Here is a 24,544-nt window from a genome sequence, read left to right on the forward strand (position 1 = left end):
CGCCGTCCTCCGGCCCGTCATGCCACCCGCGTGCCACCGTCACGCCACCCGTGCGCCACGTCCACGCCATGTCCACGCCGCATCCGCCACCCGTGACGCGCGGACGTCCGCCACTCGGAATGCGGAGGCGTCCGGCGTCCGCCGTCCCGTAGATTGCCCGGACCGGGCAGGTCGGAACATAGGGGTACAGCGTGTCAGCGGTCAGGCAGGCGGCAAACAGGCAGGACGTGGTGGAAGCCCGCAGGATCGTCGTCAAGGTGGGCTCCTCGTCCCTGACCACCGCGTCCGGGGGCCTGGACGCCGACCGCGTGGACGCCCTCGTCGACGTCCTGGCCACGTGCCGCGACGGCGGGCGGCGGGAGGTCGTCCTCGTCTCGTCCGGTGCCATCGCCGCGGGCCTCGCCCCGCTGGGCCTGCGCCGCCGTCCCAAGGACCTCGCCCGCCAGCAGGCCGCCGCCAGCGTCGGCCAGGGCCTCCTGGTCGCCCGCTACACCGCCTCCTTCGCCCGCTACGCCATCCGCGTCGGCCAGGTGCTGCTCACCTCGGACGACATGAGCCGGCGCGCCCACCACCGCAACGCCTCCCGCACCCTCGACAAGCTCCTCGCGATGGGCGCCCTGCCGGTCGTCAACGAGAACGACACCGTCGCCACGGACGAGATCCGCTTCGGTGACAACGACCGCCTCGCCGCGCTCGTCGCCCACCTCGTCCGGGCGGACCTGCTGGTCCTGCTCTCCGACGTGGACGGCGTGTACGACGGAGACCCCAGCAGGCCCGGTACGTCGCGGATAGCGCAGGTACGCACTCCGGCCGACCTCGCCCACGTCGACATCGGCAGCGCGGGCAAGGCGGGCGTCGGCACCGGGGGCATGGTCACCAAGGTCGAGGCGGCCCGGATCGCGGCCGCGGCCGGCATCCCGGTGGTGCTGACGAGCGCGGTCCACGCCGCGGACGCCCTCGCGGGACGGGACACCGGCACCTACTTCCACGCCACCGGCCGCCGCTCCGCCGACCGGCTGCTCTGGCTCCAGCACGCGTCGACCCCGCAGGGCGCCCTGGTCCTGGACGACGGGGCGGTACGCGCGGTCGTCGAGCGGCGCACCTCGCTGCTGCCCGCCGGGATCGCCGCCGTCGAGGGCGACTTCGCCGCGGGCGACCCCGTCGAACTGCGGGACGGCACGGGGCGGGCGGTCGCCCGCGGACTGGTCAACTTCGACGCCAAGGAGATCCCGCAGCTGATCGGGCGCTCCACGCACGAGCTGGCCCGCGAACTGGGCCCCGGGTACGAGCGGGAGGTCGTCCACCGCGACGACCTGGCGCTGCTGCACCCCTGACGGCCGCGGACCCCCGCCGAAAACAGGGCGGAACACCGGACAAAGGCGCTGTCCGGAGGTGGACCTTCGGTAAAAGCGCCACGCGGCGCCTCCCCACCTGCTCAACTTTGTCTCGGGGAGACCCCCTGCAGTCCGACAGTCCGAGCGGACCCATTGCGTAAAGGAGGCCGTCGTGAGACGAGTGCGCCCTGGGGCGGCTGTGTCCCGCGGTGTCGCCGGCCCCCGCGCGGCCGGCGAGGAGCGGGCGCTCACCAGCGTCGCGGCCGGCGACACGTACGAGGCCGAGGAGCCGCAGGACCTGCCGCGGCTGTGGCACGTCACGCTGAGCGTCTCGGGCGGCGAAGCCCCGCTGGAGGAGGTCAGGCGCGGACTGGAGCAACTCGCCCACGACCACCCCTTCCTGCTGACCAGCCGGTACGCCGACGACCACGCGGAGATCCGCTACTGGGAGGAGGCCCGCGACCTGCACGACGCGGCCGCGGTCGCACTGCGGCTGTGGGGCGAGCACCGCCAGACGGCGAAACTGCCGCCCTGGGAGATCGTCGGCCTGGAGGTCATCGACCGCGGGACCTACCACCAGCGGATCGCGGAGGGGTACGGGCCACTGCCCGCCACCCCCGTGGGCGTACACCCGTTCTAGCCGTTGACCGGTCCGCGGCCGGTCCTCGGGCGCTTCGCGGCCGGTCATCAGCCGGTCGTCGGGCGATCCGCAGCCGGTCCTCGGGCGGTCCCGGGATCCGTGGGGCGCACGCTTTCTGCGGCGATGTCAGGACCTGTCTCGCGGTGTGGGACAACGGCTGAACACCTTTCGCGGGCGCACTACCCTGCGGGTTATGACCACGCTCTCGCCGTACGACTCGATGTCCCCGGTCACCCGGGCCGCCTACCGCGCCAAGGGCGCCGCCGCCGACCTCGCTCCGCTGCCGCGGGCGCAGAAGGACGACGCGCTGCTCGCGATCGCGGACGCGCTCGAGGTCCGTACGAGCGACATCGTCGAGGCCAACGCCGAGGACGTCGCACGCGCCCGCGAGGCGGGCACCGGGGAGACCGTCGTCGACCGGCTCACCCTCACCCCCGAGCGGATCCGCGCGATCGCCTCCGACGTGCGCGACGTGGTGGCGCTGCCCGACCCGGTCGGCGAGGTCGTCCGCGGCTCGACCCTGCCGAACGGCATCGACCTGCGCCAGGTCCGCGTCCCGCTCGGCGTCGTCGGCATCATCTACGAGGCCCGCCCGAACGTGACGGTCGACGCGGCCGCCCTGTGCCTGAAGTCCGGGAACGCGGTACTGCTGCGCGGCTCGTCCTCGGCGTACGCGTCCAACACCGCCCTCGTCCGCGTCCTGCGCGACGCCGTCGGCGGCTCGGGCCTGCCCGCCGACGCCGTCCAGCTCGTGCCGGGCGACAGCCGCGAGTCCGTACGGGAGCTGATGCGCGCCCGGGGCCTCGTGGACGTGCTCATCCCGCGCGGCGGCGCCTCGCTGATCCGCACGGTCGTCCAGGAGTCCACCGTCCCGGTCATCGAGACCGGCACCGGGAACTGCCACGTGTACGTCGACGCGCACGCCGACCTCGACATGGCGATCGACATCCTGGTCAACTCCAAGGCGCAGCGGCCCAGCGTCTGCAACGCCGCCGAGACGCTCCTCGTCCACCAGGAGATCGCCCCCGCGTTCCTGCCGCGCGCCCTCGACGCCCTCGCGGAGGCCGGTGTCACCGTGCACGGAGACGAGCGCGTCCTCGCGTACGCGAAGGACTCCAAGGCCACCGTCGTGGAGGCGACGACCGAGGACTGGGAGACCGAGTACCTGTCGTACGACATCGCCGCGGCCGTCGTCGACTCGCTGGACCGGGCCGTCGACCACATCCGGCTGTGGACCTCCGGGCACACCGAGGCGATCGTCACCACCTCCCAGCAGGCGGCCCGCCGCTTCACCCAGCTGGTGGACTCGACGACGGTGGCCGTGAACGCCTCCACGCGCTTCACGGACGGCGGCCAGTTCGGCTTCGGCGCCGAGATCGGCATCTCCACGCAGAAGCTGCACGCGCGGGGACCGATGGGGCTGCCCGAGCTGACGAGCACCAAGTACATCGTCACGGGCGACGGGCACATCCGCCGCTGACACCGGCCCGGGAGGCGTCTCGCCGGGCGGGAGAATTTCCGCACGGTCTGCCCAAATCGACCACCCCGGTCTACTCTGGGTCCGTGCCGGAGGACGTGGGGGGCATGCCGTTCCCTGACGGCTGGGAGCCCGACGACGACCGCGACCGCGGGGGTGCGGACGAAGAGTTCGCCCCCGTGGTCTTCGACGAGGCATTCGTGCGGGCCGCGACCGTCCACGAGCCGACCGCCGTGGAGCGCCTCGTGGCCGCCGCACAGGCGAGGGCGGAAGCCTCCGAGGCCGAGGCGCACTGGACGCACACCCGGGGCGCACGCGGGGACGACGAGCTCCACGAGGACGGGTCCGGTCCCGGCGGCCGAGGCGGTTTCGGCCTCGATCCGGAGCTGGCCGACCTGGACGAGCGGGACGCCCTGTACGGCGGCTGCAACAGCCCCGGCGTCTACGGCAAGCAGACCCGCTGGCACCGTCCCGTGGCCTGGATGCTCGCTCTCGTGATGGGGGTCGGCATGGTGGCGCTGGCGTTCGCCGCGGTCTACCGGGGTGCCTCCTCCGGCAGCCGGGACCAGGTGCCGCCGCCCGCCTCCACCGGTCTCGAACAGGGTGCGGGGACGGGTCCCTCGGCCTCCGCCGACCACTCCCGGCCGGCTGTGTCCGCGGTGCCCCGCACTCCGTGAGGGACCTGGTGAGAACCTGTCAGAACTTGTCGTGCGACAGGGCGTTTACCTGAGGTCCAGGAGACCTACTCTGAAAGTATGGGCGGTTCTGGAGACCCACCTGAGGGGACGTCAGAAGGTGCTCCCGGCGGTGGCGAGGAGGAGTACGGGTCCGTCGTCTTCGACGAATCGTTCGTGCAGGCTGCCCGCCTCCAGGAGTTCTCGGCGCAGGAGCGCATCGGCGACCACACCCCGGCCGTCCGCCGCCGCCCTCCGATGCGCCGCGGTCTGTCCCGGCAGGCACTGGTCCTCGTCGTCCTGATCGCCGTGGCGTTCGGCACGGCGATCTACATGGGCGTACGCCATCCGTACCAGACCCCCGTCGCGAAGCATCCCGAACCGCTGCGGATGACGGTGATCCCGCTCGCGCCGCAGAGCCGCGTGCCCGGTTCGGCCGACGTGGACGCCCTCTTCGCGAGCAGTCCCGCCGACCAGTTCCGCGTCGGCGCCGAGGGCATCACCCTGCCCGCCTCCCGGCGCACCGCGCACTTCTCCGACAGTCAGGTCGTCACCGCGCTGACCACCGCGAAGGACTACCTCGTCGAGTCCTCGCTCGATCCGGCCGTCCTCACCGGCGGGGTCAGCCGGTCCGTACGGATCCTGCTCGATCCGCAACAGCTCGACCAGTTCGACCAGAGTTTCCGGAGCCCCACCGCGGACGGACGGCACGCCCCTACCGGCTGGCTGGTCCGCTTCGACCCGGCGCGGGCCGAGCTGGCCGACTCCAAGGTCCGGGTGCGGGGCACACTGACCGCCGCCGAGGCCGACTCCGACACCCTCGAAGTCAGCTCCGACCACACCTTCGTCTACGCGCTGCGGCGGGCCGGCGCGGACGAGGAGGCCGCGGCCTCGCTGTTCACCGTGCGGCGCGAGCTGCACTTCCGGTTCGACCGCGACGACCTGCGCATGCACCAGGCCGAGCTCCTCGTCTCCTACGTCCAGGCCGGACCGCTGGCCTGCGCCGAGGACGCGACGAACCATCTGCGCCCGCTCCTCGCGGGGGAGACGGCCAGAGCGGGCGGCCCGGCCGGCACCGACCCCTTCGCCACGGGCAGTACCACGGCGCTGTGCGGATCACTGGCGACCAGCTCCCAGCCCAAGCTCTAGCCGAGCCGAGCCGGTCTCGTCGGTCCAGCCGGTTCCGCCGACCGGGCCGCCTGCCGACCGGCGACCGGGTCGTCCCCCGGCCGGTCTGTCCCCGGCAGACGCGCCCGCCGACCGGTCCGTTCCCGGCCGGTCCGGCCCCCGGCCACCCCGGGTGTGGTCAGGCGGATCCGTTCGGGCTGCCGTCGTCCGGGTGGTCGGTGCGCGGCCGGTCCTTGGTGGCGCTGCCGGCGCCACCGCCACCGCCCCCGGCGCCGCTCGCGAAGCCGCCGAAGCCGCGCCGCACCCGGCCCCCGAGGTCGCCCGCCCCGCCCGCTATGTCGCTGACCAGCTTCATCAACGGGTCCTTGGAGTTCTTGACGTCCGTGGCGTAGCTGGCCGCCGACTGGCGGAAGGAGTCGGTGACCGACGTGTCGCCGTCCTCGTCGCGGCGCGGGTAGTGACCGTCCATGATCCGCTGGTGGTCGCGGGACTCCGCCCACCTCTTCAGCTCGGCCGCCCGGACCGTGGTGAACGGGTGGGAGCGGGGCATCACGTTCAGGATCTTGAGCACGGAGTCGCGGAGATCGCCGCCGGCCTCGTACTCCTCGGCCTGAGCGAGGAACGCGTCCACGTTCATCTCGTGCAGGTGGTTGCCGCCCGCGATCTTCATCAGACCACGCATCGAGGCCCGCAGGTCCTGGCCGACCAGCAGGCCCGCCCGGTCCGCGGACAGCTCGGACTTGCGGAACCACTCACGCAGGGCGGTCACGATCGCCATGATCGCGAGGTTGCCGAGCGGGATCCACGCCACGCGCAGGGCGAGGCCGGTGAGGAAGAGCAGGATCGTGCGGTAGACGGAGTGGCCCGACAGCGCGTGGCCCACCTCGTGACCGATGACCGCCCGCATCTCCTCCTCGTCGAGCAGCTCGACGAGCCCGGTGGTGACCACGATGATCGGCTCGTCGAGGCCGATGCACATCGCGTTCGGCTGCGGGTCCTGGTTGACGTACATCGGCGGGACCTTCTCCAGGTCCAGGATGTAGCAGGCGTCGCGCAGCATCACGTTCAGGTGGGAGAACTGCATGTCGGAGACGCGCACCGAGTCCGACAGGAACAGCAGCCGCAGACTCCGCTCCGGGAGCAGGCCGCTGAGCGCCTTGAAGACCGTGTCGAAACCGCTGAGTTTGCGCAGGGCGACCAGGGCCGAGCGGTCCGCGGGGTGCTCGTACGCCCGGGAGGAGATCCCCTCGAAGCGCCTGCGCTGCCTGCTCGGTACGTTCTCGTGGCTGTCTTCCGGCATGTGGTCCCCCATGCGTCTGGTTGCCTGCTGTCCCCCTGAGGCGGGGTCCAGCCTAGGCGGAGTTACCGTGGACGGGCAGTACAGCGAAGGAGTAGGACGTCATGGAGCACATCCGAGGACACGGCCCCTGGATCGCCGGGGCCGCGACCGCCGCCCAGGAGCAGGGGGCGGGCAATCTCCTCCGCGTCGTGCTGATCGTGATGGTCGTCGGCTGCGTGCTGGCGGCCTGGTTCCTGTTGCGCGGTTACAAACGGGACGACTGAGACCCCGCGGAAGGTTCCCGGCCCGGCGGGTCCGACCGAAGGGTCCGGCCGACGGGTCGGGCCGACGGGCACCGGGCCGTCCCGATGGCGGAGCCGTCCCAACGGCGGAGTCGAAGTGATGGGGGAGAGGGCGCCCGCTTACGATGTGCGGAAGTCCGCATCCCGCCTACACCGGATAGGTCCTGCCGAAGATGAGCTTCCCCAGCACCGCTGCCCAGTTGGTCACACTTGCCGCCGAGGGTGAGCACAGCGGCAACCACGAGAGCCTCAACCCCCTGCTGGTCGGCGGTGGAGCCTTCCTCGCCCTCATGCTGCTCCTGTGGATCACCACCCGCTTCAACCGGGACCGCTGACGCCCGCGGGACAGAGCCCGCCGTCCGGGCCGGTAGGGTCTGCACGCATGGGAGAGCAGGACATGCCTACCGGTCCGGCGGGCGCCGCGGAGCACGGCGTACGGCGTGGCACCGGAAAGGGCCCGTCGAACCCGGGCAAGCGCCGCCTCGGCGTCATGGGCGGAACGTTCGACCCGATCCACCACGGGCACCTCGTGGCCGCCAGCGAGGTCGCCGCGCAGTTCCACCTCGACGAGGTGGTGTTCGTACCGACCGGCCAGCCGTGGCAGAAGTCCGACCGCAAGGTCTCGGCGGCCGAGGACCGCTATCTGATGACGGTCATCGCGACGGCCGAGAACCCGCAGTTCTCCGTGAGCCGCATCGACATCGACCGCGGCGGCCCCACCTACACCACGGACACGCTGCGCGACCTGCGCGTGCTCAACCCGGAGACCGACCTCTTCTTCATCACCGGCGCCGACGCGCTCGGCCAGATCCTCACCTGGCGCGACGCCGACGAGCTGTTCTCCCTCGCGCACTTCATCGGGGTCACCCGCCCCGGCCACATACTGACCGACACCGGCCTGCCGGAGGGCGGTGTCTCGCTCGTGGAGGTCCCCGCGCTGGCCATCTCCTCCACGGACTGCCGCATCAGGGTCGCGAAGGGCGATCCGGTCTGGTACCTGGTGCCGGACGGTGTGGTGCGCTACATCGACAAGCGTGAGTTGTACCGCGGCGAGTGAGCCGAGAGGGGCACCGGTGAACGACCGATACGACGCGGGGTACGGGGACGCCCCGTACGAGCTGGTCGGCTACGACGAGTTCGGGCAGCCTGTGTACCGGCAGGTGCCGCAACCGGGGCACTCCCCGCAGCACACCCCGCACACCGGACAGCAGGACGGGTACGGCACGTACGACCCCTACGGCGGGCAGGCACAGGGACACGGCGGCCAGGGGCAGGGGTACGGGCCGGACCACGGCGGGCAGTACGACCAGGGATACGCGCAGGGCTACGGGCAGGGCTACGGCTACGACCCGTACGCGACGGGACCGGCAGGCCCGGCGGGCACGGCAGGCCCGGCGGGACCGGAACAGCAGGCGTCGCCGTCCGCGGTGCCGTCGTACGGCACCGGCCAGCCGCCCCCCGCGGCCGGGCAGACCGCCTACATCCCCCAGCAGGCGGGCCCTCCGGAGGTTCCGGCGTCGGCACCGCCCGCCCAGGCGTCGGCCCAGGCACCCGCCCAGGCGCCGACGCAGACGCAGACGCCGGGGCAGGACGAGCAGCGGGACGCACCCGACTACCGCACCGAGCAGTTCGCGTTCGTCGAGGAGCAGCCCGAGAACTCCGAAGACGTCATCGACTGGCTGAAGTTCACCGAGAACCGCACTGAGCGGCGCGAGGAGGCCAAGCGCAGGGCGCGCGGCCGGATCATCGCCCTCGCCGTCGTCCTCGCGCTGGTCGCGGTCGGCGGAGCCGGCTACCTCTGGTCCGCCGGGAAGCTCCCCGGGTCCTCGCCGGACTCGAAGCAGGGCGCGACCACCGCCGCCGGCGCCCAGAAACGCGACGTGATCGTCGTCCACCTGCACAACACCAAGGGCGGCGACACCTCGACGGCCCTGCTCGTCGACAACACCACCACCAAGCAGGGCACCACGGTCCTGCTGCCCAACTCCCTCGCCCTCACCGACGACGACGGCACCGCGACCACCCTCTCCAAGTCGGTGGACGACGACGGTTCCTCGGGGACGCGCGACGAGCTCGACACCGTGCTCGGGACGGACATCGAGGGCACCTGGCGCCTCGACACGCCGTACCTCAACAACCTGGTCGAACTCGTCGGCAACATCGAGATCGACACCGACACCGACGTGCCGGACCCCGACGCGAAGAAGAAGGGCGAGGCCCCGCTCGTCAACGAGGGCGAGGACCAGACGCTCAGCGGCAAGATGGCCGTCGCGTACGCCACGTACCGTGCCGCGGGGGAGTCGCAGAACGCGCAGCTGCAGCGGTTCGGGCAGGTCGTGCAGGGCGTGCTGCGCAAGCTGTCGTCCGACCCGCAGGCCGCGACGACCACCGTGCAGACGCTCGCGCAGATCCTCGACCCCTCGCTGACCGACGGCGACCTGGGCACGTTCCTCGCCAAGCTCGCGGACCGCGCCAAGGGAGGGGACTACAAGACGGCGCTGCTGCCGGTGCAGACGGACGGCAGACTCAGTGCCGGGGCCGGCGACAGCGTGGTCGAGGCCGTGCTCGGCGGCACCGCCAGGAGCCCCGAGAAGGGCGCGGCCGTCGAAGTCGGCATCCGCAACGCCACGGCCGACGAGGACGCCACCGAGAAGGCCCGGGTCGTCCTGCTCAACGGCGGCTACACCTTCGTCGACGGCGGTACGGCCGACGCCGCGCAGGCGGTGTCCGAGATCACCTACGCCGACGCCGCGAGGAAGCAGGATGCGGTGGAGGTCGCCAAGACACTGGGCCTGCCCACGAGCGCGGTGAAGAAGGGCGAGGTCGTCTCGAACGCGGAGGTGTCGGTGGTCCTGGGCCAGGACTACGAGGTGGGCGGGTAGGCCGTCCCGGGACGGACCGGGACGGACCGGGACGAGCGGAACCGCGCCGCGACCGCGCCCGGGAGGCCCGGGGACGCGCCCGGGACCGGGAACTCCGGGGTCGCGGCCGGCGGATCCGGGTGATCCATTTATCGCGTGGGGGCCGTCGACGGTCCGTGAGACCCTTGGGGTACGACCCCCCGGGGTTTCCTGACCGTCTACGGAAAGCCTTGTAGTGACCGCCACTGACCGCTCCACCGAGCTCATCAACACCGCCGCGCAGGCGGCCGCCGACAAGCTCGCGCACGACATCATCGCGTACGACGTCAGCGACGTGCTGTCGATCACGGACGCCTTCCTGCTGGCCTCCGCGCCCAACGACCGCCAGGTCAAGTCGATCGTCGACGAGATCGAGGAGCGGCTGAACAAGGAACTCGGCGCGAAGCCCGTGCGCCGCGAGGGCGACCGCGACGCCCGCTGGATCCTGCTGGACTACGTCGACATCGTGGTGCACGTCCAGCACAGCGAGGAGCGCGTGTTCTACGCGCTGGAGCGGCTCTGGAAGGACTGCCCCGAGCTCGACCTGCCCGAGGACGCCAAGGCCACCCGCGGCAAGGCCGCCGAGCACGCCGAGCTCCAGGACGCGGAGGACGCCGCCGAGCTGCGCGGAGAACTTCGATGACCGTCGGCACGGACCGTCCGGCGCCGGACGGCAGGCCGCTGTCCGAGGCCGGGAGGAGGGCGGGGCGCGGACGCCGCGTCATCCTGTGGCGCCACGGCCAGACACTGTGGAACGTGGAACGCCGCTTCCAGGGCACCACGGACGTCGAGCTGACCGAGACCGGCGTGGCCCAGGCCCGCCGCGCCGCCCGGCTGCTCGCCTCCCTGAAGCCCGACGCGATCGTCGCCTCGGACCTGAAGCGCGCGGCCCACACCGCGAACGAGCTGTCCGTGCTCACCGGTCTCGACGTGACCCACGACGAGGGACTGCGGGAGACCTACGCGGGCGTCTGGCAGGGCCTGACGCACGAGGAGATCATCGAGCGGTACGGCGACCAGTACGCGGCGTGGAAGCGCGGCGAGCCCGTCCGGCGGGGCGGCGGCGAACTGGAGACCGAGGTGGCCGACCGTGCGGCCCCCGTGGTGCTCCGGCACGCCGAGAAGCTCCCCGACGACGGCACGCTCGTGGTCGTCAGCCACGGCGGCACCATCCGCACCACCATCGGCCGCCTCCTCGGTCTGGACTCGCCGCACTGGGAGAGCCTCGGCGGCCTCTCCAACTGCTGCTGGTCGGTCCTCGGCGAGGGCGCGCGCGGCTGGCGGCTCCTGGAGCACAACGCGGGCACCCTGCCGGAGCCGGTGCTGGGCGACGACGACTAGGGCCTCCGGCCGGGACAGGCGGACGCACACCCGTACGCCAGCACGCCTGTGCGTACGTACACCGGCCGGAGCGCCCTGGCCCGCCCCGGTGCCCCGCCGCCCCGGTGCCCCGTCGGTCTGTCGGCCGTCCGTCCGCCGGAGGGAAGGGCGCCGGGCACCCGCCCCCCGGCACCGGATTTCACTTTCCGGCTGGTCGCAGGCTAAAGTTCTTCTTGTCCGGCCGCCGAGAAAGCGACCGGCACACCGCAAGGGGCTATAGCTCAGTTGGTAGAGCGCCTGCATGGCATGCAGGAGGTCAGGAGTTCAATTCTCCTTAGCTCCACAGTCCGAGGATCCCGTCCCCTCCAGGGGGCGGGATTTTTCGTTCCCCCACCAGGGGGCGACCCGCGCTCGCCCGCCTTCGCCGCACTCTTCTCGATCCGGCTCGAGTGACTCTTGAGTGACTTGGGCCTCCGGGGCGTATACCTCTTCGGACACGCGACTGGTCTGCGTATCCGTGCCGGCCGCGACCGCCGCCACGGGGTCCGTGTCCACACTGGTACGAAGGCGTCGCTGACCGTATTGCTCCGACCGTGGCAGAATCAAACGGCCGGAAGGGGGCGCGACCCGACGGGAGGGAGTGGCGATGCCTGCGAGCATCCTCGGGGAGGTCGGCGACCTTCCCGGATCCGCGGTGACACGGGGCCCGTTCACCCGTCCCGATCACCTCGACCACCCTTCCCGCGGTTCGGCCCACGTCACCCAAGTCCTCGGGGACAGCGGAGGAGTTTCCTACGTGTGCACGGCCTGCGGCCACAGCTGGAGCTGATCGATGGGTGCACACAGGCGCAAGTGCGATTGGTGCGGCAGTGGTACGCCCATCGTCCGCGACATGGAGCCGGTCAACCACGAGTACCAGTACTGGTGCGAGGAATGCGCACGGGCGCTGATCATAAAAGGCGACCCCATCGAGACCTACCGCGAGCTGGAGGGGGAGCCGATCTACGGCCGGCTCCTCGACGAGCACTGCACGCTGAAGCGCTTCTACTCGTTCGCCACGGCCTGAGCGCGGTGCCGTCGGCGGCGACCGGAAACGATTTGGTGGAGCGCCGGGGGGACCGGTAATGTTGGCGTCGCCGCCGGGGAGACCCGGTGGGACACCGCAAGGGGCTATAGCTCAGTTGGTAGAGCGCCTGCATGGCATGCAGGAGGTCAGGAGTTCAATTCTCCTTAGCTCCACAGCAGTCGAAAGAGCGGGCCATCCGGTCAGGATGGCCCGCTCTTTACTTGTACCTCCTGTGTACCTCCTGAGCCCTCGTCGACGCCCCGACGCCCCGACGTCCTGGCGGCCCGGAAGCCCGGGCCGCCGGGGCGCCGGCGGATCAGCGTCCGCGTCCCAGCGCGCGACGGCCGCCCTCGCGCACGGCGGGCAGGTTCTGCCGGGGGGCCGCCGCGCGGGTGTCCTCCTCCAGGCGCAGGGCGAGCGCGGGACAGCGGCGTACGGCCCGCAGCGCCTTCGCCTCCGCGTACCGGGGCACCGGCGCCTGGGCGACGGTCGGGAAGCCGTCCCCGCCCAGTTGGAAGACCTCCGGGAGGATGTCCGCGCACAGACCGTGCCCGCGGCACAGCGTCCAGTCCACGTAGATCTTCTGACGGCTGGCACCCTGCTCCTGCTCGGGCCGGCCGCCGGGGATGCCGGTCGGCTGCTGACCGCCCTCGAAGAGCGGCAGCACACCCTCCACGGGCCGTCCGCAGCCGTTGCCCAGGACGTGCGCGGCCAGGTCGTCCGTGAACGCCTTGATGGTCGACTCCAGGAACATCGCGGAGCCGTCCGGGTGCGAGCACGCGCCGCGCCGCTTCACGGCGTTGGCGACCTGCTTGAGCGCCTCCAGGGCGGCCGGGCCGCCGCCGTTGAGGATGTCCTCCATGCCGCGGGCCGCGGCCGGCAGTCCCAGGTAGCAGGGACCGCACTGCCCGGCGCTCTCCTCGGCCAGCCACTGGGCCACCCGCAGCGACTCGCCCAGCGGGCAGGTGTTCATGCTGATCGGCAGGATCGCGCCGGCGCCGAGCGCACCACCCACCGCGTCCAGGGAGTTGCGCGAGACGATCGCCTCGTTGACCGTCGCGGAGTCCAGCCACTTGCCGTGGTAGCCGCCGGTCAGCACGCCCTGCGGCACCGGCGGAGCACCGGCCAGCTGCAGGATGTAGCGCAGCGGCACACCGGTCGGGGCCTCGATCACCATGGGGCGGGCGACCGCACCGGAGACGGTGAGCATGACCGTGCCGGGCTCGTCGTACAGACCGGTGTTGCCGTAGCGTTCGGCGCCGATGCGGGCACCGATCGCCAGCTGGGCGAACGTCTCCGCGTTCGAGAGCAGGGTGGGGGCGCCGCCGACACCGTTCTGCGACGCGCTGGTCTTGCGGCCGGGCGGGATCGCGGGGCCGCCGTCGATGGAGCGGACCAGAGAGGCGGCCGCCCCGGTCACCATCCGCACGGGGTTGCGCTGCACCCGGGCGCGGATGGTCGCTCCGCGCCGGTTGGTCAGGCCGCGCTCGGCGAGCGCCGCCTCCATCGACCGCTGGGTGGACTCGCGGGTCACGCCGATGACCAGGGTGCGGGCGCCCAGGGCCTCCGCGACCAGCAGGGCGCCGTCCAGGATCAGGTGCGGGGCACGGTTGATCATCACCGTGTCCTTGCGGCAGGCGGGCTCGTCCTCGCTGCCGTTGACGACGACCACGGGCCGTACGCCCCGGCGGATCGCCGCCTCGGCGACCGACCGCAGCTTCTTGTGGAACGGGAAGCCCGCGCCGCCGCGGCCCTTCAGGTTGATCCGTTCGGAGAGCTGCGCGAGCTGCTCGCCGCCCATGGGCTCGAGAGGTCCGTGCACCTTCAGGTGCATGGGCAGGTCGAGTCTCTCGACGAGGTCGAAGCCGGAGGTGAGCTGGGGAAGACCCACCACGCGGACTTCGGGGACGTCGGGAAGGGCCTCGTTCACTAAAAGCCTCCGGAAGGGGCGTTCCAGGGTTCGCCGTTGCGCGGTGCCTCGTAGGAACCGGGCAGCGTTTCAGTGGCGGGACCGCTGTTGTACGTGTCGTTCGGGTTGTACGTACCGAAGGGGTCGTTCGTCTCACCGGTGTTGTACACATCACTTCCGCCGTACGGGGCGCCCGCGGGGGGAGGGGTGTCGTACGAGACGGCCTGGAAGGTTCCGGTGTCGGAGACGGGCTGGAAGGTCCCGGTGTCGTAGTTCGGCGTCTGCGCGGGGCGCGGCGGGGCCTCGTAGAGCGGCGGCGACGGGGACGGCCAGCGGGGGCCGCCGTCGACGCGCGGCACCGCCTCCGTGGGCTGCATGTCCAGCGGGACCTGCATGGGCCGGGTCGGGTCGACGTCCAGCGGGTCCTGCGCGCGCGGGCTGGCCGTGGCCCGGTAGGCGGCCGCGAAGCCGCCGGTGTCGGTGAGCGACCCGGTGTCGGTGAAGGAGCCCGTACCCGTGAGGGATCCCGTACCCGTGAGGGATCCCGTACCCGCGAAGGAGCCCGTACCGGCGAGGGACCCCGTACCGGCGAGGGACCCCGTACCGGCGAGGGATCCCGTACCGGCGAAGGAGCCCGTGTCCTGCCGGTCGGAGCCTCGTGCGAGGTCGGGGAAGCCGGGCCGGCCGCCGCCCTTGCCGCCACCCCTGCCGCCGCCCTGCGTGGCTTCGGCGGCGCGGCGCCCGGGCGGCTCCTCGCGGAACGACCTGGTGGTGCCGCCGTTGTCGAGCAGGGCCAGGACGCGCCTGGAGAACTTGCGCTTGAACGACAGCGGAGCCGTCCGCAGGCCCAGGGCGGCGATGACGGCGACCAGGGCGAGGCTGTAGAGGATCACGAAGACCGGCTTCGCCTCGCGGCCCGCGAAGAGGCCGTGGATCAGGGCCGAGCACCAGGCGGGGTAGGCCAGCATGTGCACCGCGCGCCAGCGGGCGGCGACCTGCACGGGGGACGCGAACGCGCTGCGCAGGGCGCCGGTGAGGGCGGTGAAGACCATCAGGAGGCCGGCCAGGGTGCCGAACCCGATGAGTCCGGCCGTGCCGCTGACGCCGAGGCCGAAGGGGACGACGGCCGCGATCGCCGAGGTGTGGTCGAGCGCGAGCTTGACCGAGACGTGCAGCAGCAGGAAGCCGACCGAACTCACCGCGGTCGTCCGGTGCACGGCCTGGGCGATCAGGCGCTGACGGGTGTTGAGGAAGACCCGGTCGGTGGCGACGAGCCCCCAGAGCACCGAGAGGGTGAGGGCGACCAGCGACAGGACGCCCGCACCGAAGTTGAGGAAGTCCCTGAGTCCGTCACCTCCGAACACGACGACGAGGGGTATGAGCAGCAGGACGGCAGCCATCGCCCCGCCCTGGACCGAGCGGCTCGGCCGGGTGAGCGTGCTGTTGTTGCGGCGAGAGTTCATGGGGGCAACTCCGAACAGTTCGGGAAAGCGGTCCCGCTGCCGCACTCTAGGTCCAGCCATACCGAGGAGTACGAGGTTTGAGTTATATCGCTGTTATCAAAGGGCGGTGCGGGAACTGTGATGTCCCTTAGCGGCCCTTACGCGAAGTAACCTTCGGCCTCCGTCCGGCTTTCGCCGACCGAGTGCGGGAGCGAGCGGGAGCGGCACTCAGTGCCGGAGCGTAGCCGAAAGCGCGTCGCGGGCCGCTCGGCCGCTGCGGTATCGTGGCGCTATGCGTGCCGTACGCCTTCTGCTTAGCGAGCCGCGCTGATCACTCCCGGTCGCCGGAGAACCGCGACCGGTATCAGCGCGGCGTCCCCTCCTGTGCGAGGGGTTTTTTCATTTCCCGAGCCGCTGGCAGAGACGATCGATGGAGCTTTGAGGATCATGAGCGAGACGAACACCGCTGCCGCCTCCGAGGTGGCCGCGCCGCACCGCTACACCGCCGCCATGGCCGAGCAGATCGAGGCACGCTGGCAGGACGCCTGGGACGCCGACGGCACCTATGCGGCGCCCAACCCGACGGGTGACCTGGCCGGGGACCCCGAGCTGGCCGCCCGGCCCAAGAAGTTCATCATGGACATGTTCCCGTACCCGTCCGGTGCGGGCCTGCACGTCGGCCACCCGCTGGGCTACATCGCCACCGATGTGTACGCCCGCTACCAGCGCATGACCGGCCACAACGTCCTGCACACCCTGGGCTTCGACGCCTTCGGCCTGCCCGCCGAGCAGTACGCCGTGCAGACCGGCACGCACCCGCGGGTGTCCACCGAGGCCAACATCGCCAACATGAAGTCCCAGCTGCGCCGTCTGGGCCTGGGCCACGACAGGCGCCGGTCCTTCGCGACGATCGACCCGGACTACTACAAGTGGACCCAGTGGATCTTCCTGCAGATCTTCGACTCCTGGTACGACCAGGAGGCCGGCCGGGCCCGCCCGATCGCCGAGCTGGTGGCGCTGTTCGAGAGCGGTGAGCGCCCGGTGCCCGGCGGGCGCCCCTGGAGTGAGCTGTCCCACACCGAGCGCGCCGACGTCCTGGGCGACTTCCGCCTGGCGTACGCCTCCGAGGCGCCCGTCAACTGGTGCCCTGGCCTGGGCACCGTCCTGGCGAACGAGGAGGTGACCGCGGACGGCCGCTCCGAGCGCGGCAACTTCCCCGTCTTCAAGGCCAAGCTGCGCCAGTGGAACATGCGGATCACCGCGTACGCGGACCGCCTGCTGGACGACCTGGACGGCCTGGACTGGCCCGAGGCCATCAAGCTGCAGCAGCGCAACTGGATCGGCCGCTCCGAGGGCGCCCGCGTCGACTTCCCGGTGGCGGACGGCGAGGCGATCGCGGTCTTCACCACGCGCCCCGACACCCTGTTCGGCGCGACCTACATGGTGCTGGCCCCCGAGCACCCGCTGGTCGGGAAGTTCACCCCGGCCGCCTGGCCCGAGGGCACCCACGACGTCTGGACCGGTGGCCACGCCACGCCGTCCGAGGCCGTCGCCGCCTACCGCGCCCAGGCCGCCTCGAAGTCGGACGTCGAGCGCCAGGCCGAGGCCAAGGACAAGACGGGCGTCTTCATCGGCGCGTACGCGACCAACCCGGTCAACGGCGAACAGGTCCCCGTCTTCATCGCCGACTACGTCCTGATGGGCTACGGCACCGGCGCGATCATGGCGGTCCCTGCGGGCGACCAGCGCGACTTCGAGTTCGCGCGCGCCTTCGAGCTGCCGATCCGCTGCGTGGTCGAACCCACCGACGACCGCGGCACCGACACGTCCACGTGGGAGAACGCCTTCGCGTCGTACGACGCGAAGATCATCAACTCCTCGAACGACGCCGTCTCGCTGGACGGCCTGGGCGTCCCCGAGGCCAAGGCGCGCATCACCGAGTGGCTGGAGCGCGAGGGCTTCGGCCACGGCACCGTCAATTTCCGGCTGCGCGACTGGCTGTTCAGCCGCCAGCGCTACTGGGGCGAGCCCTTCCCGATCGTCTACGACGAGGACGGCGTCGCCCACCCGCTGCCCGAGTCGATGCTGCCACTGGAGCTGCCGGAGGTCGAGGACTACTCGCCGCGCACCTTCGACCCGGACGACGCGAACACGTCCCCCGAGACCCCGCTGTCCCGCAACGAGGACTGGGTGAACGTCACGCTGGACCTGGGCGACGGCCGCGGCCCGCGCGCGTACCGCCGCGAGACCAACACCATGCCCAACTGGGCGGGCTCCTGCTGGTACGAGCTGCGCTACCTGGACCCGCACAACTCCGCGAAGCTGGTCGACCCGGAGGTCGAGCAGTACTGGATGGGCCCGCGCGAGGGGCAGCCGCACGGCGGCGTCGACCTGTACGTCGGCGGCGCCGAACACGCCGTGCTGCACCTGCTGTACGCGCGCTTCTGGTCCAAGGTGCTGTTCGACCTGGGCCACGTCTCCTCGGCGGAGCCGTTCCACAAGCTGTTCAACCAGGGCATGATCCAGGCGTACGTGTACCGCGACAGCCGCGGCATCGCCGTACCGGCCGCCGAGGTGGAGGAGCGCGACGGCGCCTACTACCACCAGGGCGAGAAGGTCTCCCGGCTGCTGGGCAAGATGGGCAAGTCCCTGAAGAACGCGGTCACCCCGGACGAGATCTGCGCCGAGTACGGGGCGGACACCCTGCGCCTGTACGAGATGGCGATGGGCCCCCTGGACGTGTCGCGGCCGTGGGACACGCGCGCGGTGGTGGGCCAGTTCCGGCTGCTGCAGCGGCTGTGGCGCAACGTGATCGACGAGACCACGGGCGAGGTCACCGTCGTCGACGTCGCGGACCCCGAGGGCGGTGACATCGACGTGGACACGCTGCGGGCCCTGCACAAGGCGATCGACGGTGTGCGCCAGGACCTGGAGGGCCTGCGCTTCAACACCGCCATCGCCAAGGTCACCGAGCTGAACAACCACCTGACCAAGACGGGCCGTCCGGTCCCGCGGACGGTGGCCGAGTCGCTGGTGCTGATGGTCGCGCCGCTGGCCCCGCACATCGCCGAGGAGCTGTGGCGCAGGCTGGGCCACACCGACTCGGTCGTCCACCGGGACTTCCCGGTCGCCGACCCGGCGTACGTCGTGGACGAGGCCGTGACCTGCGTCGTGCAGATCAAGGGCAAGGTCAAGGCGCGTCTGGAGGTCTCCCCGTCGATCTCGGACGAGGAGCTGGAGAAGGTGGCGCTGGCCGACGACAAGGTGGTCGCGGCGCTGGGCGGGTCGGCCGTCCGCAAGGTGATCGTGCGGGCGCCGAAGCTGGTGAACATCGTTCCGGCGTAGGTGCAGGTGCAGGTGCAGGTGCAGGTGCAGGCGCAGATGTAGGCGTAGGCGAGGCGACGGCGACCGGGTCGGGGTAGTCCCCTACGGGCAGGTTGGGGGTTCCGCAGGAACCCTCGGCCTGCCTTTTCCGTTTACCGTGAAAGAGCCGGCAGGCACTGGACGCAGTCCCGATGCCGCAGCCCCGATGCCGCAGCACCGAGAGGACCTTCATGGAAGCCGTGGTCGCGATCGTCGCGCTGATCTTCGTGCTGTTCGTGGCACTGGGCGTGTATGCCACGGTGAAGGCGGTCGGAGCCGCCAAGCGGGGCGTGGACCGTACCGTCACGCAGGCCCGCCGCACGGTGGAGGACCAGACCCTCAGGGCGAAGACCTTCGCCCAGCCGGGAGCCCAGGGTCAGCTCGCCCAGTTGCGCCTCTCCCTGCGCACGTCGATGCGGGCCACCCAGGACGCGCTGCAGGCGGGCGTGGCCGACGACGAGTCCCTCAAGGAGTCCCTGGCGCTCTTCGACCGGCTCAGCGCCCACGGCCGGGAGCTGGACGCCGAGTTGAAGCGGCTGGAGCGCGAACCGGACAGGGCGCGTCTCGCCGAGCGGCTGCCTGCGCTGCGCGAGCGCACCGAGCAGATAACGAAATCGGCCGACGCGCTGCGCTGGGCGGCGCGTGACCGCGCCCAGCGTTTCGGGAGCGACGACCTGGACTCCCTGAGCACACAGATCGACATGGAGGCGGGCGCGCTGCGGCACTGGACGACGGAGCCGTCCCCCACGCCGACGGCGCAGCCCCCGGCCGGGCGGACCGCCGAGTCCTCGACCGGGCGGACCGCCGAGCCTTCGACCGGGCGGACGGCTGGGTCGCGCAGGGCCGAGGAGCCCGCCCGGCCCGCGATCGACGCGCCCGTGCAGCGGTCCGCCTACCCTTGGGAGAAGAAGCCCCGCCCCGAGAGCACGACTTGATCCCACCGGTCCGGCAGCGGGCGTCGAGGGCCGGGCTGCCGTCCACGACCCCTGACAGGTAACCTCCAGCTCATGTCCCGCCATGTCGCGATCGTCACCGATTCAACGGCCTACCTGCCGCCGCGGACGATGGAGCGCCACGGCATCACCGCGGTCCCCCTGACCGTGGTCCTCGGCGACCGGGCGCTTGAGGAGGGCACCGAGATCTCGGCCCGCTCCCTGGCCCAGGCCCTGCAGAAGCGCCGGTCCGTCACGACCTCGCGGCCCAGCCCCGAGGTCTTCGCCGAGACCTACCGCCGCGTCGCCGAGTCGGGCGCCACCGGCATCGTCTCGCTGCACCTGTCCGCGGAGTTCTCCGGCACGTACGACGCGGCGGTCCTCGCCGCCCGTGAGGCGCCGGTACCCGTGCGCGTGGTGGACACCGGCATGGTCGCGATGGCCCTCGGCTTCTGCGCGCTGGCGGCCGCCGAGTGCGCCGAGGCGGGCGGCACGGCCGACGACGCGGTCACGGCGGCGGAGAAGCGGGCCGCGGGCACGTACGCGTACTTCTACGTCGACACCCTCGACTATCTCCGCCGGGGCGGCCGGATCGGGGCGGCACAGGCGCTCTTCGGTTCGGCGCTGGCCGTCAAACCGCTGCTGCAACTGGAGGGCGGGCGCATCGAACCCCTGGAGAAGGTGCGCACGGCCACCAGGGCCATCGCCCGCCTGGAGGAGATCACGGCAGACCGGGCCGGGAGCGCGCAGGTCGACATCGCCGTGCACCACCTCGCCGCCCCCGAACGCGCCTCGGCGCTCGCGGACCGGCTGCGGGAACGGGTCCCGGGACTGGCCGACCTGCACGTGAGCGAGGTCGGAGCGGTGATCGGGGCGCACACGGGGCCGGGCCTGCTGGCGGCGGTCGTCTCTCCTCGGTGAGGAGTTCCCGCGCGCCGGCCCCGCAGGGGTGACGGGGTTATCCACAACGGGACGGTTTTCCCCGGAAACCAAGCAAGATCATCGGGGATCGGGGGTGATGCCCGATCCTCATGGCATGGCACTTCGATCACCTTCACCTTCACCTTCACCTTCGTCTTCGTCTTCGTCCTCACCTTCATTCACGCCTTCTCGTTCGCGGAGGACGACGGTGACCAGCGGCCCCGGCCGCGGTCCGGTCTCCGACGGTCGTATGCGGCACCGTCGTCAGCTCCATCGGGGCAGGCCACGGCAGCGGGGCCCGGGCAGGGGCGGCAGCCGCGGCCGGGAAGCGTTGGTGCAGACACAGGCGCAGGCGCTGCGTCTGCGCGCGGAGACGCTCTTCGGCGGCGCAGGAGACGAACGGGCCGGGCCGCGGCCCGAGCCGGCGAACCCTGATACCGGCCTCGCGGCCGAGGCCGAGGATGCTGCGGCGAAGGGAAAGGCCGGCGGCGCCGAGGCCGCATGGCGGGAGCGGGCCGGGCTCGCCGTACGGGAGCGGATGCCCCTGTGGCTGCAGACCAGGTGCGGGCTGGAGCGGCGGAGCGTGACCGCGCTCGCTGTGGTGCTGGCCGTCGCGGTGGTCCTCGCGGCCCAGCATTTCTGGTCGGGGCGGATTCAGCCGGTGCGGGCCCCGGAGACCGTGCAGGCCGCGTCTCCCTACGGGGAGGGCGACGGGGAGAAGGGCTACAAGGGTTACGGGGAGAAGCCCGGAGGCGGGCAGGGGCCGGCGTCCGGTGGCTCAGCCGCCGCGCAGGTCCCGGTGGGCGCGGTCGGCACCGCGATCGTGGTGGACGTCAGCGGCAAGGTGCACGAGCCCGGTGTCCATCGGCTGCCGGCCGGCTCCCGGGTCGCCGACGCGCTGAAGGCGGCGGGCGGGGTACGACCGGGCGCGGACACCGGAGGTCTCAACCGCGCACGGTTCCTGGTGGACGGCGAGCAGGTGGTGGTCGGCGCCCCGCCGGCGGTGGCGGGGCCCGGCGCCACCGGCACCTCCGGTGGCGCGGGCCCCGGTGGAACCGCTCCCGCCGTCACCGCTCCGGTGGCCCTCAGCACCGCCACGCTGGAACAGCTGGACACGCTGCCCGGCGTGGGACCCGTCCTTGCGCAGCACATCATGGACTACCGCGCCCAGCACGGCGGTTTCCGTTCGGTGGACGAGCTCCGCGAGGTGAACGGCATCGGGGACCGCCGCTTCGCCGACCTGCAGAAGCTCGTACGGCCATGAGGACCGGTGAGGTCACGAGGACCGGTGAGGCCACGAGGGATCGGGGACGCCGCCGGCCGGCCGTGCACGCGGGCTCCGGCAATCCGCTGGGTACCGCGCACCCCCGCCAGGAGGGCCCGGCGGATCTGCGACTGGTCCCACCCGCGCTGGCGGCGTGGGCGACAGCGGCGGTGGCGCTGGACGCTTCGCCGGGCGGCTGGATCGCGGGCGTGGCGGGAGTGTGCGCGACCGCGGCAGGCTGGCTTCTGCTCACGGGCCGCGACCGCGATCCGGACGCCGGAAGCCAGGAGACCGACGAGGACCGGGAAGCCGATTCCCCGCGACGCGCCCGGCGTGCCTGGTCCAGGACCTCCGCCGCGGCCGTACTGCTGAGTGTCGCGGCCACGACCGCCTCCGCCGGGCTGCACGGTGCGGACCTGCGCAGAGGCCCGATCCCGGGGCTCGCGGGCCGGTACGCCCAGGTGACCACCGAGGTGGAGGTCACCTCGGACCCACGGCTCACCCGCCCCCGCGTCAGGGGGAACCGCGCCGCCCCTCCCGCGGTCCTGATCGACGCCCGGGTCCGGAAGGTGGAGCGACCGGACGGGACGGTGCTGCGGACCCGTACGCCGGTGCTGCTGATCGTGGACGCCGGCCCGGGGGCGGACCGGGAGCGGACGGGCTCACCCTGGCTCTCCCTCCTGCCGTCCACCGGACTGCGCGTGACGGCACGGGCCGTACCCGCGTCGGGAGGCGACCGCTTCGCCGCGGTGCTCCGCGTCCGCGGCAACGGCCCGCCGAAGGTGGTCGGGCGGCCGTCCGGCACACAGCGGTTCGCCGGAGAGCTGCGGGGCAGGCTGCGCGCGGCGACCGACGGACTGGAGCCGGACGCGCGAGCGCTGCTGCCGGGGCTGGTGGTCGGGGACACCTCACGGATCACACCGGAACTGGACGAGGCGTTCAGGGCGACCGACCTCACCCACATCCTGGCGGTCAGCGGCGCCAACTTCATGATCGTGCTCGCTCTGCTCATCGGACCGCCGGGCCGGGCCCAGCGGATCGAACGCCGCGGGCTGGCGCCCAGACTGGGCCTTCCGCTGCGGACGACCGCCCTGTGCGGGGGCGCCCTCACGCTCGGCTTCGTGATCGTGTGCCGGCCGGACCCGAGCGTGCTGCGCGCCGCGACCTGTGGCTCGATCGCGCTGCTGGCCATCGCCACCGGGCGCCGCAGATCGCTGATCCCGGCACTGGCCACGGCGGTGCTCGTGCTGGTGCTGTACGACCCCTGGCTGGCCCGGAGTTACGGCTTCCTGCTCTCCGTGCTCGCCACCGGTGCGCTGCTCACCCTGGCCCCGCGCTGGAGTGCGGGGCTGCGCGGGCGCGGGGTGCCGGGGCGGCCGGCCGAAGCCCTGGCGGCGGCCGGGGCCGCGCAGGCGGTCTGCGCACCGGTCGTCGCCGTCCTCTCGGCGCGGGTCAGCCTGGTGGCGGTGCCGTGCAATCTGCTCGTGGAGTTCGCGGTGGCGCCGGCCACGGTGCTGGGCTTTGCGACGCTGGCCACGGCACCCTGGGCCATGCCGGTCGCGAAGCTGCTCGCCCGGTGCGCGGGCTGGCCCGCCGGCTGGATCGCGGACATCGCCCGGGCGGGCGCGGCCCTGCCCGGCGGGGGAGTGGACTGGCCCGGGAGCTGGACCGGGGCGCTGCTGCTCGTCTGCGCGGTCACCGCCGTCGTGTTCGTCGGACGCAGACTCCTGCGGCATCCCTGGCTGAGCGGTGTGTGCGGAGTGCTGCTCCTGCTCGTGATGGTGCAGCCACCGCCGCTCACCCGGGTGATCACGGGCTGGCCGGCGCCCGGCTGGCGGTTCGCGATGTGCGATGTCGGACAGGGCGACGCGACGGTGCTGGCGGCGGGCGACGGCAGCGGGGTGGTGGTCGACGCGGGACCGGATCCGATGCTGGTCGACCGGTGTCTGCGTGCGCTCGGCATCACCCGGGTCCCCCTCGTCGTGCTGACCCACTTCCACGCGGACCATGTGACAGGGCTGCCGGGAGTGCTGCGCGGACGTTCGGTGGGCGCGATCGAGACGACGGGCTTCGAGGAACCATTCGACCAGGCGGAGTTCGTCCACCGGCAGGCGGCGGCCTCGGGAGTTCCGGTGACGCGGGCGGTGGCGGGGGAGCGGCGCCGTACGGGCGGACTCGACTGGCAGGTGCTGTGGCCGCCGCCGAGCCCGGTCCCGGGACCCGAGGGCCCGAACGACGCGAGCGTCACCCTGCTCGTCCGGTCGGCCGGGCTGACGATGCTGATGCTCGGGGACCTCGAACCGCCCGGCCAGCGGCAGTTGCTGAGATCACCGGCCGGGGCGGGTCTGGAGGCCGTGGACGTGCTCAAGGTCGCGCACCACGGCTCGGCCTACCAGGACCCGGACCTCGTACGCCGGGCGGCGCCGCGTCTCGCACTGATCAGTTGCGGTGCCGACAACCCTTACGGGCATCCGGCTCCGAGTACGGTGACGGCACTGGAAGCAGGGGGCGCGCGGGTGCTGCGCACTGACGTGGACGGGGCGGTAACCGTGGGAGGAGGCGACGATCGCCTGCTGATCACGCGAGACTGAAG

The 24,544-nt window shown here is 72.2% G+C and carries 21 protein-coding genes and 2 tRNA genes; 20 read left to right on the plus strand and 3 right to left on the minus strand.

Features of this window, described 5'->3' with window-relative positions:
* Positions 1–227: 227 nt before the first annotated feature.
* From proB to KM933_RS15665, 5 genes are all read left to right on the plus strand, one after another.
* Entirely contained in the window at positions 228–1,334 is a 1,107-nt protein-coding gene (proB, locus tag KM933_RS15645) for a glutamate 5-kinase (protein ID WP_221352627.1), read from the plus strand.
* Between the two features lie 181 nt (positions 1,335–1,515).
* On the plus strand, positions 1,516–1,974 hold the full coding sequence (locus tag KM933_RS15650; protein ID WP_221352628.1) for a hypothetical protein: 459 nt from the start codon (positions 1,516–1,518) through the stop codon (positions 1,972–1,974).
* A 193-nt stretch (positions 1,975–2,167) separates the two neighbouring features.
* Entirely contained in the window at positions 2,168–3,454 is a 1,287-nt protein-coding gene (locus tag KM933_RS15655; RefSeq protein ID WP_221352526.1) for a glutamate-5-semialdehyde dehydrogenase, read from the plus strand.
* Between the two features lie 83 nt (positions 3,455–3,537).
* A complete protein-coding gene (locus KM933_RS15660; RefSeq protein WP_221352527.1) occupies positions 3,538–4,128 on the plus strand; it encodes an SCO2584 family spore wall biosynthesis protein in 591 nt (196 codons plus the stop codon).
* 78 nt (positions 4,129–4,206) lie between these two features.
* A complete protein-coding gene (locus KM933_RS15665) occupies positions 4,207–5,274 on the plus strand; it encodes an SCO2583 family membrane protein (protein WP_221352529.1) in 1,068 nt (355 codons plus the stop codon).
* Between the two features lie 157 nt (positions 5,275–5,431).
* Here KM933_RS15665 and KM933_RS15670 read toward each other — a convergent pair whose 3' ends face one another.
* Positions 5,432–6,553: a M48 family metallopeptidase gene (locus tag KM933_RS15670; RefSeq protein WP_260333593.1), complete on the minus strand. Its 1,122-nt coding sequence runs from the start codon at positions 6,551–6,553 to the stop codon at positions 5,432–5,434.
* A 101-nt stretch (positions 6,554–6,654) separates the two neighbouring features.
* Here KM933_RS15670 and KM933_RS15675 point away from each other — a divergent pair, with 101 nt between their 5' ends.
* The 10 genes from KM933_RS15675 (at position 6,655) to KM933_RS15715 (ending at position 12,293) form a co-directional block, all read left to right on the plus strand.
* Positions 6,655–6,816: a hypothetical protein gene (locus tag KM933_RS15675; RefSeq protein ID WP_221352534.1), complete on the plus strand. Its 162-nt coding sequence runs from the start codon at positions 6,655–6,657 to the stop codon at positions 6,814–6,816.
* 191 nt (positions 6,817–7,007) lie between these two features.
* Complete coding sequence (locus KM933_RS15680; protein ID WP_221352536.1) at positions 7,008–7,169, plus strand: hypothetical protein; 162 nt, start codon at positions 7,008–7,010, stop codon at positions 7,167–7,169.
* Positions 7,170–7,216: 47 nt separating this feature from the next.
* Positions 7,217–7,891, plus strand: a complete 675-nt coding sequence (gene nadD, locus KM933_RS15685; protein ID WP_221352538.1) for a nicotinate-nucleotide adenylyltransferase — start codon at positions 7,217–7,219, stop codon at positions 7,889–7,891.
* 16 nt (positions 7,892–7,907) lie between these two features.
* Positions 7,908–9,716, plus strand: coding sequence for an LCP family protein (locus KM933_RS15690; RefSeq protein ID WP_221352540.1), 1,809 nt, complete (start codon positions 7,908–7,910; stop codon positions 9,714–9,716).
* A 214-nt stretch (positions 9,717–9,930) separates the two neighbouring features.
* Positions 9,931–10,377, plus strand: coding sequence for a ribosome silencing factor (rsfS, locus tag KM933_RS15695; protein WP_173894632.1), 447 nt, complete (start codon positions 9,931–9,933; stop codon positions 10,375–10,377).
* Complete coding sequence (locus KM933_RS15700; RefSeq protein WP_260333594.1) at positions 10,374–11,075, plus strand: histidine phosphatase family protein; 702 nt, start codon at positions 10,374–10,376, stop codon at positions 11,073–11,075. The genes rsfS and KM933_RS15700 overlap by 4 nt, the downstream gene beginning before the upstream one ends.
* Before the next feature lie 249 nt (positions 11,076–11,324).
* Positions 11,325–11,397, plus strand: a tRNA-Ala gene (locus KM933_RS15705).
* 303 nt (positions 11,398–11,700) lie between these two features.
* A complete protein-coding gene (locus KM933_RS39340; RefSeq protein WP_260333595.1) occupies positions 11,701–11,883 on the plus strand; it encodes a hypothetical protein in 183 nt (60 codons plus the stop codon).
* A gap of 3 nt (positions 11,884–11,886) precedes the next feature.
* On the plus strand, positions 11,887–12,120 hold the full coding sequence (locus tag KM933_RS15710) for a hypothetical protein (RefSeq protein WP_173894630.1): 234 nt from the start codon (positions 11,887–11,889) through the stop codon (positions 12,118–12,120).
* Positions 12,121–12,220: 100 nt separating this feature from the next.
* Positions 12,221–12,293 (plus strand) — tRNA-Ala (locus tag KM933_RS15715).
* A gap of 143 nt (positions 12,294–12,436) precedes the next feature.
* On the opposite strand, the gene KM933_RS15720 is transcribed toward KM933_RS15715, so the two are convergent.
* The gene (locus KM933_RS15720) at positions 12,437–14,050 is read right to left on the minus strand and encodes an NADH-quinone oxidoreductase subunit NuoF family protein (RefSeq protein WP_221352543.1); all 1,614 of its coding nucleotides are present in this window, start codon (positions 14,048–14,050) and stop codon (positions 12,437–12,439) included.
* Positions 14,050–15,492 carry a ferric reductase-like transmembrane domain-containing protein gene (locus KM933_RS15725; RefSeq protein WP_221352545.1) on the minus strand — a complete coding sequence of 481 codons (1,443 nt, stop codon included), beginning with the start codon at positions 15,490–15,492 and terminating at the stop codon, positions 14,050–14,052. Before KM933_RS15725 ends, KM933_RS15720 begins: the two co-directional genes overlap by 1 nt.
* A 426-nt stretch (positions 15,493–15,918) precedes the next feature.
* Here KM933_RS15725 and leuS point away from each other — a divergent pair, with 426 nt between their 5' ends.
* The 5 genes from leuS (at position 15,919) to KM933_RS15750 (ending at position 24,542) form a co-directional block, all read left to right on the plus strand.
* A complete protein-coding gene (gene leuS / locus KM933_RS15730) occupies positions 15,919–18,816 on the plus strand; it encodes a leucine--tRNA ligase (protein ID WP_221352547.1) in 2,898 nt (965 codons plus the stop codon).
* Between the two features lie 209 nt (positions 18,817–19,025).
* Complete coding sequence (locus tag KM933_RS15735) at positions 19,026–19,769, plus strand: hypothetical protein (protein ID WP_221352549.1); 744 nt, start codon at positions 19,026–19,028, stop codon at positions 19,767–19,769.
* Positions 19,770–19,841: 72 nt separating this feature from the next.
* Complete coding sequence (locus KM933_RS15740; protein WP_221352551.1) at positions 19,842–20,687, plus strand: DegV family protein; 846 nt, start codon at positions 19,842–19,844, stop codon at positions 20,685–20,687.
* Between the two features lie 334 nt (positions 20,688–21,021).
* Complete coding sequence (locus tag KM933_RS15745; protein WP_308013416.1) at positions 21,022–21,951, plus strand: ComEA family DNA-binding protein; 930 nt, start codon at positions 21,022–21,024, stop codon at positions 21,949–21,951.
* Positions 21,948–24,542 (plus strand): ComEC/Rec2 family competence protein, encoded by a 2,595-nt coding sequence (locus tag KM933_RS15750; RefSeq protein WP_221352555.1) that lies wholly within the window; start codon positions 21,948–21,950, stop codon positions 24,540–24,542. The genes KM933_RS15745 and KM933_RS15750 overlap by 4 nt, the downstream gene beginning before the upstream one ends.
* The last annotated feature ends 2 nt before the right edge of the window (positions 24,543–24,544 follow it).

Origin of the sequence: Streptomyces beigongshangae, from assembly GCF_019710745.1 — a bacterium.
Taxonomy (GTDB): Bacteria; Actinomycetota; Actinomycetes; order Streptomycetales; family Streptomycetaceae; genus Streptomyces; species Streptomyces beigongshangae.

Bases quoted from the DNA above. Each gene is read 5' to 3' on its own strand.
- KM933_RS15680 (WP_221352536.1), top strand. From the start codon at position 7,008: ATGAGCTTCCCCAGCACCGCTGCCCAGTTGGTCACACTTGCCGCCGAG.
- nadD (WP_221352538.1), top strand. From the start codon at position 7,217: ATGGGAGAGCAGGACATGCCTACCGGTCCGGCGGGCGCCGCGGAGCAC.
- KM933_RS15670 (WP_260333593.1), bottom strand. From the start codon at position 6,553: ATGCCGGAAGACAGCCACGAGAACGTACCGAGCAGGCAGCGCAGGCGC.
- KM933_RS15710 (WP_173894630.1), top strand. From the start codon at position 11,887: ATGGGTGCACACAGGCGCAAGTGCGATTGGTGCGGCAGTGGTACGCCC.
- KM933_RS39340 (WP_260333595.1), top strand. From the start codon at position 11,701: ATGCCTGCGAGCATCCTCGGGGAGGTCGGCGACCTTCCCGGATCCGCG.
- KM933_RS15665 (WP_221352529.1), top strand. From the start codon at position 4,207: ATGGGCGGTTCTGGAGACCCACCTGAGGGGACGTCAGAAGGTGCTCCC.
- KM933_RS15735 (WP_221352549.1), top strand. From the start codon at position 19,026: ATGGAAGCCGTGGTCGCGATCGTCGCGCTGATCTTCGTGCTGTTCGTG.
- KM933_RS15675 (WP_221352534.1), top strand. From the start codon at position 6,655: ATGGAGCACATCCGAGGACACGGCCCCTGGATCGCCGGGGCCGCGACC.
- KM933_RS15750 (WP_221352555.1), top strand. From the start codon at position 21,948: ATGAGGACCGGTGAGGTCACGAGGACCGGTGAGGCCACGAGGGATCGG.
- KM933_RS15725 (WP_221352545.1), bottom strand. From the start codon at position 15,492: ATGAACTCTCGCCGCAACAACAGCACGCTCACCCGGCCGAGCCGCTCG.
- KM933_RS15740 (WP_221352551.1), top strand. From the start codon at position 19,842: ATGTCCCGCCATGTCGCGATCGTCACCGATTCAACGGCCTACCTGCCG.
- KM933_RS15700 (WP_260333594.1), top strand. From the start codon at position 10,374: ATGACCGTCGGCACGGACCGTCCGGCGCCGGACGGCAGGCCGCTGTCC.
- KM933_RS15655 (WP_221352526.1), top strand. From the start codon at position 2,168: ATGACCACGCTCTCGCCGTACGACTCGATGTCCCCGGTCACCCGGGCC.
- leuS (WP_221352547.1), top strand. From the start codon at position 15,919: ATGAGCGAGACGAACACCGCTGCCGCCTCCGAGGTGGCCGCGCCGCAC.